This is a genomic window from uncultured Thermosynechococcus sp., from assembly GCF_938074695.1.
Classification (GTDB): domain Bacteria; phylum Cyanobacteriota; class Cyanobacteriia; order Thermosynechococcales; family Thermosynechococcaceae; genus Thermosynechococcus.
On the sequence record NZ_CALJEM010000003.1, the window covers coordinates 1 to 12,191 of the forward strand.

The 12,191-nt window shown below is 54.8% G+C and carries 13 protein-coding genes and 1 pseudogene; 9 read left to right on the top strand and 5 right to left on the bottom strand.

Going from position 1 to position 12,191, the window contains the following annotated elements; translation table 11 throughout:
• The 4 genes and pseudogenes from Q0683_RS00325 to Q0683_RS00340 all read left to right on the top strand — a co-directional run.
• Positions 1-166, top strand: a 166-nt coding sequence (locus Q0683_RS00325) for a triose-phosphate isomerase (protein ID WP_298975720.1), incomplete at its 5' end; no start/stop codon positions are given.
• A 285-nt stretch (positions 167-451) separates the two neighbouring features.
• Positions 452-1,048: a tetratricopeptide repeat protein gene (locus Q0683_RS00330; protein WP_298612456.1), complete on the top strand. Its 597-nt coding sequence runs from the start codon at positions 452-454 to the stop codon at positions 1,046-1,048.
• Between the two features lie 74 nt (positions 1,049-1,122).
• Positions 1,123-1,377 carry a hypothetical protein gene (locus tag Q0683_RS00335; protein WP_298612458.1) on the top strand — a complete coding sequence of 85 codons (255 nt, stop codon included), beginning with the start codon at positions 1,123-1,125 and terminating at the stop codon, positions 1,375-1,377.
• A 5-nt stretch (positions 1,378-1,382) separates the two neighbouring features.
• Positions 1,383-2,555: pseudogene (locus Q0683_RS00340) on the top strand (MltA domain-containing protein).
• Here the strand turns inward: Q0683_RS00340 and Q0683_RS00350 are convergent.
• Genes Q0683_RS00350 through Q0683_RS00360 form a run of 3 tightly spaced genes read right to left on the bottom strand, consistent with a single transcriptional unit; the run spans position 2,556 to position 5,033 of the window.
• Positions 2,556-3,605: a zinc-binding dehydrogenase gene (locus Q0683_RS00350; protein WP_298975634.1), complete on the bottom strand. Its 1,050-nt coding sequence runs from the start codon at positions 3,603-3,605 to the stop codon at positions 2,556-2,558.
• Between the two features lie 18 nt (positions 3,606-3,623).
• Positions 3,624-4,742, bottom strand: a complete 1,119-nt coding sequence (mraY, locus tag Q0683_RS00355; RefSeq protein WP_298612467.1) for a phospho-N-acetylmuramoyl-pentapeptide-transferase — start codon at positions 4,740-4,742, stop codon at positions 3,624-3,626.
• 45 nt (positions 4,743-4,787) lie between these two features.
• Positions 4,788-5,033: a DUF3134 domain-containing protein gene (locus Q0683_RS00360; RefSeq protein ID WP_298612470.1), complete on the bottom strand. Its 246-nt coding sequence runs from the start codon at positions 5,031-5,033 to the stop codon at positions 4,788-4,790.
• Between the two features lie 183 nt (positions 5,034-5,216).
• Between Q0683_RS00360 and Q0683_RS00365 the strand changes: the two genes are divergently transcribed.
• Positions 5,217-5,540, top strand: a complete 324-nt coding sequence (locus Q0683_RS00365; protein WP_298612473.1) for a hypothetical protein — start codon at positions 5,217-5,219, stop codon at positions 5,538-5,540.
• Positions 5,541-5,571: 31 nt separating this feature from the next.
• Here Q0683_RS00365 and metK read toward each other — a convergent pair whose 3' ends face one another.
• Positions 5,572-6,822 carry a methionine adenosyltransferase gene (gene metK, locus Q0683_RS00370; protein ID WP_298617208.1) on the bottom strand — a complete coding sequence of 417 codons (1,251 nt, stop codon included), beginning with the start codon at positions 6,820-6,822 and terminating at the stop codon, positions 5,572-5,574.
• 209 nt (positions 6,823-7,031) lie between these two features.
• Between metK and Q0683_RS00375 the strand changes: the two genes are divergently transcribed.
• Positions 7,032-7,217, top strand: a complete 186-nt coding sequence (locus Q0683_RS00375; protein ID WP_298613327.1) for a hypothetical protein — start codon at positions 7,032-7,034, stop codon at positions 7,215-7,217.
• A 99-nt stretch (positions 7,218-7,316) separates the two neighbouring features.
• Here Q0683_RS00375 and Q0683_RS00380 read toward each other — a convergent pair whose 3' ends face one another.
• Complete coding sequence (locus Q0683_RS00380; RefSeq protein WP_298613324.1) at positions 7,317-7,877, bottom strand: 5-formyltetrahydrofolate cyclo-ligase; 561 nt, start codon at positions 7,875-7,877, stop codon at positions 7,317-7,319.
• A gap of 215 nt (positions 7,878-8,092) precedes the next feature.
• Here Q0683_RS00380 and thrC point away from each other — a divergent pair, with 215 nt between their 5' ends.
• The 3 genes from thrC to Q0683_RS00395 all read left to right on the top strand — a co-directional run bounded on the left by thrC (position 8,093) and on the right by Q0683_RS00395 (position 12,189).
• Positions 8,093-9,391 (top strand): threonine synthase, encoded by a 1,299-nt coding sequence (thrC, locus tag Q0683_RS00385; protein ID WP_298975641.1) that lies wholly within the window; start codon positions 8,093-8,095, stop codon positions 9,389-9,391.
• 44 nt (positions 9,392-9,435) lie between these two features.
• The gene (locus Q0683_RS00390; RefSeq protein ID WP_298613318.1) at positions 9,436-9,711 is read left to right on the top strand and encodes a MoaD/ThiS family protein; all 276 of its coding nucleotides are present in this window, start codon (positions 9,436-9,438) and stop codon (positions 9,709-9,711) included.
• Positions 9,712-9,909: 198 nt separating this feature from the next.
• On the top strand, positions 9,910-12,189 hold the full coding sequence (locus tag Q0683_RS00395) for a DUF3488 and DUF4129 domain-containing transglutaminase family protein (RefSeq protein WP_298613315.1): 2,280 nt from the start codon (positions 9,910-9,912) through the stop codon (positions 12,187-12,189).
• Positions 12,190-12,191: the final 2 nt, after the last annotated feature.

Genomic DNA, 12,191 nt, shown 5'->3' on the forward strand with positions numbered 1-12,191 from the left:
CAGCAAGTTGCAGAATCCCGATGTCCCCATTCAGTACGGTGGCTCGGTCAATGCCACCAACATTGATGCGATTATGGCACAGCCAGAAATTGATGGGGTTCTTGTGGGTGGCGCCAGTTTGCAGCCGGAGAGTTTTGGGCGCATTGTTAATTACAATCCCCTTTGAATATCACACTGAGTTCCGCCCCAGTGCCCTAGATCCCGCCTGAGCCAAGAGATGGAGCACTGCTGAGTGGTGGCCAAACACAAAGATATCAACAGACAGTCCTTTTCCCAAGGATGGAATTAAAACAGTCACAACTGCTATATGACGGTATTTTCTGCGTACTCCATATTTTAGGGAAAGGGTCGTACCCAGTGGTTCATTACAGCTCTTATCGTCTACTGGGCGATTTCTTCATTTTCTTTTAGGATCGAAGTAGGGCTGAGTGATGCCGAAAGGAGGCCAACGATGCGCCAACCACTCTTCAGTACTTTGATAGTTTTAGCTGCTTTTGTTGGTCTCAGCAGGGCTGCTGTAGCACAGCCGATGGCGATCGCCACCTTGACCACACCTGAACTTCAGGAGCTACAACGACTGGTACCCCGCAGTGCTGAGGACTACTACAACATAGGGTTGATGCACCAAGGGACTGGTAATCTAGATGCTGCCATTGAAGCCTTTAGCCAAGCAATCAGACTCAACCCTAGCGCCGATTACTACTTTGCTCGTGGCATGGCCTACTACGACCAAGGGGATATGCAGCGGGCGATCGCCGACTTTACTACGGCAGTGCGCAATGACCCACAGTTTATTGCCGCCTACTACAACCGAGGCATGGCCTATCTCGCCCTGCGAAACTATACAGCGGCGATTGCGGACTTTGATGCTGCTCTAGCACGGGATCCCCAATTTGTTGCCGCCTACTACAGTCGGGGTATGGCTTACTTCGACAGCGGCAATGTGGAATTGGCGCAACGGGACTATGCGCGGGCGCGGGCACTCAACCCAACAATGACGGCTCAGTACTACGATCGCGCCCCCCGTCCCCTCACTGGAGGACCTTAGCACCTGAAGCCACCAAGGAGGGCGATAATAGGGCGATAATATAATGTGCAGGATAAGGATGAGCGATCGCGCCTATGCCCAGAACCCCGTCTGAATTTGCGGTTCATTTATTTCTGGATGGCGGTCACCGTGAGGAGGTGCGCTTCCCCACCATTCAAGACTTCCAGAAGTGGTACAGCAATGAGTTAGCGGCCAAAGCAAATTCCAACGACTTTATTTCCGTTCCTATTAAAAATATTCAAGGGGAATACATGGTGGTGCGTCCCTCGAAGGTGCTTGCCATTCGGGTGGAACCGGTGTTTACCTCTAGTGTGGATCGGTTTGTCTAAAGCCGATGGCGGGTTTATTCACTGGGTGGATTCAGGGGGTCGTCATCCTGGCAATGGGCGCGATCGCCACCGCCCCAACCGTTGCTCCCTTAATCCGCCAAAGCCAACTCCCGCCGACGGTTGCCCTGGATACAACTCTGGGGGAATCCTCCCGTGAGCGGGCACGACTTCTGCAAGCCATTGAGCACAGTTTGCGCTACCTGCGCAGCGAGAAAGGACGCCGAGACTATGCCGCCTACACCGCTCCCGGCCAGCCAGGGGCAGCCCTAGGATCCAATCTGCATCAGCGGGTGATTCGCTCCCTGGAACGCTTTCGCCATTTGGTACACATCCATCGCTCTGCGGCAGAACTCCAAGCAGCGGTGAAGCGGGAATTTGTGTTTTACCAATCCATTGGTAGCGATGGCCAAGGGCGAGTGGAGTTTACAGGCTACTATGCACCCACCTACCGCGCTAGTTTAGTGCCCACCGCCGAGTACCGCTATCCCCTGTTTCGGCGTCCCCCCAATTTGGAGCAGTGGCCACAACCCCACCCAACCCGCTTGGAACTGGAAGGGGCGGATGGTCTGCAGTGGCGCAAAGGGCCTTTGCGGGGTCTGGAACTGGTCTATTTGCGCGATCGCCTAGAGGCTTTTCTGGTTCACGTCTAAGGGTCTGCGGAACTGCAACTGCCCAACGGTCGCCGCTTTACCGTCGGCTATGCCGCCAAAACCAATCACCCCTACACCAGTATTGGCCAAGAACTTATTCGCGATGGCAAAATTGCCCGCGAGGAACTGACCCTGCCGCGGCTTGTTGCCTACTTTAAGGCCAACCCTGCTGAGCTAGATCGCTATTTGCCCCGCAACGCCAGCTTTGTTTTCTTTGAATACACCCAAGGTCGGCCACCCACCGGCAGTCTCTCCACACCCGTGACCCCAGAGCGGTCGATCGCCACCGATAAGGCCTTGATGCCACCGGGTGCCTTGGCCGTGATCGACACGAAAATTCCCCTCAAAGCCCAAGGTCAATGGCAGCCAACTCCCGTCAGCCGTTTTGTCTTGGATCAGGATACAGGCAGTGCCATTCGCGGGCCGGGGCGTGTGGATATTTTCATGGGCACAGGAGATGTAGCCAAGGCGCGGGCGGGTCTGATCAATACGCCGGGGCAGTTGTACTATTTGCTCCTGCGGGAATAGCTAGGGGTGCAGCGCTACTTTAATCACTTGGCGCGCCTTCATTGCTTGGAGGACGCTTTCAATCTCCGTTAGGGGGGCTTGGCCACTAATCAGTTTCTCGAAGGGGAGCGTGCCACTGGCAATTAACTCTAGAGCTTGGCGGACAAAGGTGGGCGTGTTGTGAAAGACTCCCTTGAGAGTCAATTCTTCGTAGTGCAGGCGCTCAGTGTCCACGCGGATGGCGGTTTGCCGCGGGCAGCCGCCAAAGAGGTTAATCGTGGCACCGGGGCGACCACAGGCGATCGCCGTTTCCCAGACTTCGGGAACCCCAGTGGCTTCAATGACAATATCGGCGCCGCGCCCCTCTGTCCAATCTCGGACGACAGCGGGAATATCGCTGCACTGGTGATGATTGATGGTCTGCTCTGCCCCAAAAGTACCGGCGATCCCCAGCCGCTGATCAGAACCGCCAAAGGCGAAGACCCGCGCTCCCTGCTGAGCCAGAACACCAATGAACATCAAACCAATGGCACCATCGCCAAGGACAACAATTTGCGGTGGACTGGGCCACTGCTCAACCATGGCGGGGTCAAACCCAGAGCGAGCCACACCGTGGAGAACACAGGCAAGGGGTTCTGTGAGCGCCGCCAAGGCAAAGGAGAGGGACTCGGGAATGGGCAGCAGATTCTGGCGGACAATGCTGGCGGGAATTTTTAGATATTCGGCAAAGGTGCCATTGTTGAACTCTAGGTGAGGGCAGAGGGAAAAGGCCTGTCGCTGGCAGTAAAAACATTGGCCACAGGGGGCAGAATTATTGGCCACTACGCGATCGCCCACCTGCCATCCGGTCACCCCCGCTCCTAAGGCCACAATTTCTCCTGCTGCTTCATGGCCAAAGAGAATGGGCGGCGTCAGCATCCGCGCATGACCTCCCCGCTGCCACACCTTTAAGTCAGTGCCACAGGTGGTTGCTGCCCGCACCCGAATCACCACTTCCCCCGGCCCCGGCGTGGGATCGGCCACGCTTTCGATGCGCACATCTTCTTTGCCGTAGAGCACTGCTGCTTTCATCGAGATTCCCCGCCAGACTTAGGTCAGCCATTTCAGGAAGCCACAGAGCACCCCCAAGAGGGCAACCACCCCGTAGAATGTACTCACAACCCGCAGTTCTGACCAGCCGCCCAATTCAAAGTGATGGTGCAGGGGAGCCATCCGCAGTAGTCGTTTGCCCACACCGTCAGGTCCCTTTGTGGCTTTGTAGTAGAGCACCTGGGCAATCACTGAGAGCGACTCCACAAAAAAAAGACCGCTAACAATCAACAGCTCCCAAAGGTGGTGACTCGCCAAGCCAATGCCCGCTAGGAGCGCCCCAAGCGCCAGGGAACCCGTATCCCCCATAAATACCCGCGCCGGATGGTAATTGTGCCCGAGAAAGCCAAGGCAGGCACCACTCATGACCGCCGCCAAAATTTGCAAATCAGGATGGGGAGTGAGAATCATTCCCAGAACCAACAGGGCGATCGCTGCGGTGCCGGCTGCTAGGCCATCTAGGCCATCGGTGAGATTTAGGGCATTCCCTTCCGCCATCGGCACAAAAATTGCCAGGGGAATAAAGCCTATTCCCAGCGGCCAGACCCATCCCCACGGAGCAGTGACAATGGTTGCAGCGGGATCACTACCCACTAGCCAAGCACAGAAGAGCGCTGCCCCCATACCCTCTAGGAGGAGCCGCAGCCGAGCCGATAAGCCTTTATTGGATTTGCGCCGCAGCACTTGCCAGTCATCCCACCAGCCAATGGTGGCATACCAGAGCACCAACAGGGCGATCGCCCCCACTGTTGCCGATAGTTTCCCCTGAACCAGTCCCGTCCACAGGAGTGCCAGACCCAACCCCGTTGGCACAAAAAAGATTCCCCCCATCGTCGGTGTGCCCGATTTTTGTAGGTGGGATTGCGGGCCATCTTCGCGAATAATTTGCCCTGTCTTTAGTCGCCGTAGGATGGGCACCACAGCCATCCCGAGAACCGCAACGACAGCAAAACCCACCACCCAAGGCACCGTTAAGGTTTGCAGCGGCTGCCGCCACTGAGTTGCCTTGGTGTCGTAGGCAAGACTTGCCATGAGCAGGGCAATGGCAAGAAGGCCAAAAAGTCGCTGTCCTGTGAGCCAAGTGGCTTTAACTGTGGCGGTGGTTTTGGGCGAGGGCATGGGAATCTTACAGCACGTCACTCCGATAATAGGGGCATCCGTGCGCTACTCCTCAAGCCCTAGGTCCTCTTCTTCGTCGTAATCCCCCAAGGAGTCACCAACAAACTCTTCAATTTCACCCATATCATCAAGGGCGCTATCTAGAAGGGGATCTGCCTCATTGCCATCGCGAGCAATCAATCGACCCGTTTGCTGTAACCATTCCAAAATGGAGCGATCTGAACGCCCCGCCGCTGTTAAGTTCTTTTGGGAAATGGGTTCTTCGTACAAGGAGGGGTTGTATAGGGTCATAGGGCTAGGCTAGACAGGGTTGTGGTAGTCCAATCCTTAAGTGTAACGTCTGGCTACAGGAATGTAAATCTTCAGCCTGTGGCGATCGCTTAAGGTGACACATTCCTTGGAACCTGCCTACACTGGAGAAGTCATTAAAGAGTGAATGGACATTCAACATTTGACACACGAGGGATAAAAAGCATGTCTTTACCAAAGAAATCATCCATCGCCTTTGCTGTTTTGAGTGCAGTGTCCCTCGCGGGGGGGGCGATCGCTGCTCCTTATCCCCCAGAAGTAGTTTCCCGATTTACGAGTGAATGTACGACTGCTCTGCAACAACAGGTGCCGCAAATGGCACAGTACGGTAACGCTTACTGTAGCTGTGTGATCAATGAATTGCAATCGTCACTGACCTTAGCCCAGTTTCAGGCAATCGGTGAAGATGTCCAGACCAATGTGACCCCAGAAGTGCGCCAGATGCTTACTAAAACGGCACAAACCTGCCTGCAACGAATTACTCGGTAAGAGGGGGGAGCCACTCCCCCCAATTGGTTGCCTAGACTGTGCTGAGAAACTGAGCGGCTGCCGCTTGCAGCTCTGCAACTTTATCGAGTTTTTCCCAAGGTAAGTCGAGGTCACTTCGGCCAAAGTGGCCATAGGCAGCTACATCTTGGTAGAAGCGACCGCCGCGATCTTGGGGCAGGTGACACAGGCCGAAGGTTTGGATGATGGCAGCAGGGCGCAGATCAAAGTGGCTCTTAATCAACTCCAGTAATTGCTCTGGAGCGAGTTTACCCGTGCCAAAGGTATCCACAAACAGGCTCACGGGGCGAGCAACGCCAATGGCATAGCTAATCTGTAACTCGCATTTATCGGCCAGCCCTGCGGCAACAATGTTTTTGGCGATGTAGCGAGCCATGTAGGCGGCACTGCGATCCACCTTGGTGGGGTCTTTACCGGAAAAGGCGCCGCCGCCGTGGCGGGCATAGCCACCGTAGGTATCGACAACGAGCTTGCGTCCTGTCAGTCCCGAATCCCCTTGGGGGCCACCAATGACAAATTTGCCCGTGGGATTGACGAGAAAGCGAGTCTTGTCATCGGGTTTGATGGCCAGATCTGCAAAGACGGGGTTGACCACTGCTTCCCGCAGGTCGGCTTTGATCTTTTCTTGAACGGCGGCTTCGTCGCTAATGTCACCAATGGTGGCCGTGTGTTGGGTGGAAATCAGAATTGTATCAATGCCCACGGGCTTGCCATCTTCGTAGATGACGGTAACTTGGGTTTTGCCATCGGGACGCAGGTAAGGGAGTTGACCCGTTTTGCGGACGGCGGCCAAGCGACGTGCCATGCGGTGAGCCAAGCTAATGGGCAGGGGCATATACTCAGGGGTTTCGTTACAGGCATAGCCAAACATAATGCCTTGATCGCCCGCTCCAACGCGATCTAATTCGGCATCACTCAGGTGTTCCCGTGCTTCTTGGGCGGTGTCCACCCCTCGGGCAATGTCGGGAGATTGCTCATCAAGGGCAACGATGACAGCACAGCTATTGGCAGCAAAGCCATTTTCAGCGTCGGTATAGCCAATTTCACGGATTTTCTGCCGTGCCAAGTTGACGTAGTTGACCTGTGCTTTGGTGGTAATTTCCCCCGTAATCAACACGAGACCCGTATTCACAACGACCTCAGCGGCAACGCGACTCTGGGGGTCTTGGGTGAGTAAAGCATCCAGAATGGCATCGGCAATTTGGTCGCAGATTTTATCGGGGTGACCTTCGGTGACGGATTCCGAACTAAATAAGTAACGCAAGATAGCACTCCTATGACATGAATAATTGAAAGAGATGCAATAAGTTTGTCTGCAGCAGCAGGGGCTTTTGACTAAAAAACAAGAACCCTTTTCTAAATCCTAGGATTATACCTGAGCGGCAAGACGCCCGGGTGAATGCAAGAATTGGCCAGACTAGAGGCAAATTTTAGGCCTTTCAAACTGTATGTCTGCTTCACGGGATGCCGACTATGCCGGTTGTGTGGCTCAAGACGCCTGTCGTGAATCGAATTAAATTAAATTACACAAATCCCTCAACGCGGGCGATCGCTCCCCTGTTGACCATAGAGCCTGTGGAGTCGTCCCCCCACGGGACTTCGCTGCGCTGCGTTTTACGGCTGTTGTTTCCTGTGTGCCCAAGGGAGACTCCCCTTTAATTACCCGATTCCCCCCACCTCGATGGCGCAGATATTTGAGGTAGTGAGCCTGAAGAAACCCATAGTCTCGACCCAGCCAGTCTTAGCAACGCCGGGGCTTTAGGTGACCTCAAAGATGCCTGATTCGGTGCAAATCGCTTGGAGGGGCTGATCCCATGGGTCACGGGGCAATTCTTCTACCACCGCTGACTCAAACACAATGCCCCAGCGACACACATGTTGCCAGTCAGGGTGGGCGAAGAGACGATCAAAAAAACCGCCGCCATAGCCGAGACGGTAGCCTTGGCGATCGCAGGCAACCGCAGGAACCAAACACAGATCAACCACCTTTAGATCGATGAGCGGAGCGTTAGCAGCAGGTTGCCAAATGCCATAACGTCCTTGCTGGAGAGAGTCTTCTTTGCCACCAAAACAATGCCACTGCAAATCCCGACCCACGATGCGGGGCAAGCCCCACTGTTTAGGCAGTGGCCAGAGGGAGCGCAAATCGGGTTCCCGCCGATGGGGCACGTAGGCCAAAACTGTGGTCGCCCGTTGAAACTGGGGATGACTAAGCAAGTGCTGACAAATGCGCTGACTGCGATTTTGCCACTCGCGATCGCTCAAGTGCTGCCGCCATTGGAGATACTGTTGTCGCAGGTTGGTTTTTGCGTCATCCATATTGGTTGTGTGAGCACCGCGGCTGCCAGTGAATATATAAAATCACAAAAAGTCTCAGGATTGCGTCAACGGATGGTCGGTAACATATCCCCCAAGGAAAACAGGGAAGATTCTTGGGGGCACTCAAATCCCGATAAAAATAGTCGGATATATTTGACAGGGCGATCGCCCCCTGCTAAGATGGTCAACAACTTGTCTGAGGCAGTCTAAGACCCATGACCGCAACCTTGACCTCCACTCCCGAAACCACCTACTTTACCCACCTCAAATGCAAAGAGTGTGGGGCAGAGTACGAACCCCAAGCCATTCATGTTTGCGAATACTGCTTTGGCCCCCTTGAGGTGAAGTACGACCTCAACCGATTGGCGGCAGCCGTGACTCGCAGCACGATTGAGGCAGGTCCGAAGTCCATTTGGCGCTACCGTGCCTTTTTGCCGGTGACTTCGGCAAACCCCATTGACGTGGGGACGGGGATGACGCCCCTCCTCAAAGCCCAGCGGCTGGGGCGCCGCCTCGGACTCAAGCATCTGTATATCAAAAACGATGCAGTGAATATGCCTACCCTCAGCTTCAAGGATCGGGTGGTTTCGGTGGCGTTGACACGGGCGCGGGAACTGGGGTTTACGACGGTCTCCTGTGCCAGTACCGGCAACTTGGCGAATTCAACAGCGGCAATTGCCGCCCACGCCGGGCTAGATTGCTGTGTCTTTATTCCCGCGGATCTGGAAGCAGGCAAGGTCTTGGGCACGCTCATCTATGGGCCAATGGTGATGGCTGTGGAGGGCAACTATGACCAAGTGAACCGCCTCTGCTCGGAAGTGGCCAATACCCATGGGTGGGGGTTTGTCAATATCAATTTGCGTCCCTACTACTCGGAAGGGTCAAAGACGCTTGGTTATGAGGTGATTGAACAGTTGGGCTGGCAGCTCCCTGACCACATTGTGGCTCCTTTGGCCTCCGGTTCTTTGTTCACAAAAATTTACAAAGGCTTCCGCGAATTTGTGGAAGTGGGTCTTGTGCCCGACAAGCCGGTGCGCTGTAGTGGTGCTCAAGCCGCAGGTTGCTCTCCCATTGCCCAAGCCTATGCCGAAGGGCGGGACTTTGTGGCACCCGTGAAGCCCAACACGATTGCTAAGTCCATTGCCATTGGCAACCCCGCCGATGGGGTCTATGCCCTAGACATTGCCCGCAAAACCAATGGGGCGATCGCGGCGGCCACCGATGAAGAAATTGTGGCCGGGATTAAGCTCCTGGCCGAAACAGAGGGTATTTTTACCGAAACCGCGGGCGGCACAACCATTGCCGTGCTCAAAAAGCTGGTGGAAGCCGGCACTATTGACCCGGAAGAGGTGACGGTTGTCTATATCACGGGCAATGGCCTGAAAACCCAAGAGGCGGTGCAAAACGACATTGGCCAACCCCTGAGGATTGAACCCAAATTGGCTAGCTTTGAGCGTGCCCTAGAGCGATCGCGCACGCTGGAACGGTTAGATTGGCAACCGGTCTTGGTCTAGGTTTTCTGGTTCTTTTGAAGTTGATTGAGGGTTTCGAGAAGTCTATGGCTGTTACCGTTTTGATTCCTACCCCCTTGCAAAAACTCACCCGCGATCAGGCCACGCTGGAGTGCCAAGCCCAATCGATCGCTGAGCTGCTCGAAAAGTTAGAACAGGACTGCCCTGGCATCAAAGGGCGCCTCTGTGATGAAAGGGGTCAACTGCGGCGATTCGTGAATTTCTATGTCAACAATGAGGATATTCGTTTCCTGAATGGCCTTGAAACGCCCCTCAAGGATGGCGACGAAGTCAGCATCATTCCCGCGATCGCTGGGGGCTAAGGCACAGCCTAGGGAGCATAGCTTGTTCCTGTGGCGATGATTGAATGGTGATCCCAGGAGCATTAGGCTCTTATTCAAATATTTTTCACATCATCCCGAAAAGGCTGGTAGAGAACTTCCCAAAGGGGGCGAAACCTATCTACCAGTTCCGGGGCAGAGATTTGATAGGATCAGGGCACTGTTTGCCGCTGTCCTCCAATGTTTCAGTCTTGGTTGCAACCAATTGCCAATTCTCCGATGCTGGCTGCCGCCAAAAACGTCGAAGACTCGCTGCTGCTGCGGCTCGGCGTCTTGGGCATGGTAATTGTTGGCTTGGTGGCCACGGATGTTGCAGCAGAGACTGCCAATAGTTTCTGGGCAGTTCCCCTCTCCATGGTCGGGTTTGCTTGGAGTTGGTGGGCGCGGCGGCAAAGAAATGTTGTGGCGAAGCTAGTGATCGCCACTGGCATGTTGATGGCATTGGCCATCTTTTTAGGACGACTGGCAACGCTCAACCAAGATTCGCGAATTCTGCTGACGGAACTCTTAATTCAACTGCAAGTGCTCCATAGCTTTGACTTGCCTCGCCGCAAGGACTTGGGCTACTCGATGGTGATTGCCCTCATTTTAATCAGTGTGGCCGCCACCCTCAGCCAAACCATGACCTTTGGGCTGTTTCTTTTGATCTTTCTGGCGATCGCCCTACCTGTACTTGTTCTCGACTACCGCTCGCGCCTCGGCCTGCTCTCCACTCCCCTGAAATCGCTGCGCTTGCCCTGGCGGCAATGGGTTGGACTTTTTGCCCTGATTCTCGGCTTGGGGATGCTGGTCTTTCTGCTGCTGCCGCGCTTCCCCGGCTATCAAATTCGCACTCTGCCCGTTAGTGCCGACATTCAGGTGGAAGGGGAGTTTGACCAAGCTCGCGTGATCAATCCCGGCTATGTCAGTGGCCGTAGCCGTGGGGGTAGGGGTGAGGAGCTGGCCAATCAAACATTTGCAGACAGGGGCAGCGATCGCCCTTCTGAAACTTTTGACAGTAATTTTTATTACGGTTTTAACAGCGAAATAGATCAGACCTTTGGCTTGCCAATGGTGCCGCGGGAACTCATGCGGGTGCGCTCCCAAGCCCCCGGCTTCTGGCGTGTCCTTGCCTTTGATCAATATACAGGGCGCGGCTGGCGGATTAGTCGCAACGATGAGGCAGAAGTGCTGCGGCGCTCCCCTTGGAGTTTTCGCTATTTGTTGCTGCAGCAACAACTCTCCCAACTGACCACACGGGAAGTGATTCAGACCTACACGATTGTTTCTGAGTTTAGTAACCTGATTCCCCACCTCTACGAACCCCGCGAACTCTATTTCCCAACCCGTGAAATTGCCCGCGATCCCGATGGGGGGCTGCGCGCGCCTGTACCGCTGCCGCAGGGGTTAACCTATTCGGTGATTTCCCAAGTGCCCGTGCGCGATCGCTCCCTGTTGCGTAAAGCCCCCAAAATCAACCATTCCCTGGGTTATCAGCGCTACCTTGACGTGCCCCCTGACCTAAAGCCGCGCCTGCAGGCGTTAGCCCAAGACCTCCTTGCCAAGGCCGATCGCCCGATTCCCGAACCCTATGAGCAAGCTCTTTACCTTACCCAAGCTCTGAAGCAGTCCTATGCCCTAAAAACCGATATTCCTGAATTGGGCAAAGATCAAGATTTGGTCGAGGCCTTTCTTTTTGAATGGCGCGGGGGCTATCCCGATCACTTTTCTAGTGCATTGACGCTGCTGTTGCGCAGTATTGGCATTCCCACCCGCCTGGTCACGGGACTCGGAACGGGAGAATTTAACCCTTTTACGGGTTTATATGTGGTTCGCAACACCGATGCCTATGCCCTCGCAGAGGCCTACTTCCCCAATTTGGGCTGGTTTCTCTTTGATCCGATTCCGGGGCACGATCTCTATCCAGCAACCCTAGAGGTGGATCAAACCTTTAGCGTTCTGCAGCAGTTTTGGCAGTGGGTGACCGCTTGGTTGCCCACACCCGTGACGGGGTTCTTGGGTACCCTCTTTGCGACGCTGGAAACTGCCCTGCAAAAATTCTTTGATCTGTTTAGTCAAGGACTAGGGGGCATTGTCCAAGGAATTTTAATTCTCTTTGGCGGCATCATTGTTGTTTGGGGCCTATGGTACGCTCTCCATACGTGGCAATACCGTCAACGGTTGCAAAAACTGCCGCCGATTGCCCGCCTCTATGTGCAAATGCTCGACGGTCTGGCACAGCAAGGCTTACCCAAGCGATCCAATCAAACTCCTTGGGAATACGCGCGATCGCTGCAAACCTGTGGCCGTCTGGATGCGGTTAGTCAACGCGCCATGGAAACCTTGACACAGGCCTACGTGGCTTGGCGCTATGGGGGTGAGCAGCCTCCCTTGGCTCCCTTGAAGCGCGCTCTAAATCAACTGCGACAACAGCGCTGGCGATCGCTACAACGCACGATAGTCGGTTTTCGCCGTCGTTAATT

Coding starts and splice junctions, on each gene's coding strand:
- Q0683_RS00365 (WP_298612473.1), top strand. CDS start 5,217: ATGTCTTTACCAAAGAAATCATCCATCGCCTTTGCTGTTTTGAGTGCA.
- Q0683_RS00360 (WP_298612470.1), bottom strand. CDS start 5,033: ATGACCCTATACAACCCCTCCTTGTACGAAGAACCCATTTCCCAAAAG.
- Q0683_RS00335 (WP_298612458.1), top strand. CDS start 1,123: ATGCCCAGAACCCCGTCTGAATTTGCGGTTCATTTATTTCTGGATGGC.
- Q0683_RS00380 (WP_298613324.1), bottom strand. CDS start 7,877: ATGGATGACGCAAAAACCAACCTGCGACAACAGTATCTCCAATGGCGG.
- Q0683_RS00330 (WP_298612456.1), top strand. CDS start 452: ATGCGCCAACCACTCTTCAGTACTTTGATAGTTTTAGCTGCTTTTGTT.
- mraY (WP_298612467.1), bottom strand. CDS start 4,742: ATGCCCTCGCCCAAAACCACCGCCACAGTTAAAGCCACTTGGCTCACA.
- Q0683_RS00390 (WP_298613318.1), top strand. CDS start 9,436: ATGGCTGTTACCGTTTTGATTCCTACCCCCTTGCAAAAACTCACCCGC.
- Q0683_RS00395 (WP_298613315.1), top strand. CDS start 9,910: ATGTTTCAGTCTTGGTTGCAACCAATTGCCAATTCTCCGATGCTGGCT.
- thrC (WP_298975641.1), top strand. CDS start 8,093: ATGACCGCAACCTTGACCTCCACTCCCGAAACCACCTACTTTACCCAC.
- Q0683_RS00375 (WP_298613327.1), top strand. CDS start 7,032: ATGCCGGTTGTGTGGCTCAAGACGCCTGTCGTGAATCGAATTAAATTA.
- Q0683_RS00350 (WP_298975634.1), bottom strand. CDS start 3,605: ATGAAAGCAGCAGTGCTCTACGGCAAAGAAGATGTGCGCATCGAAAGC.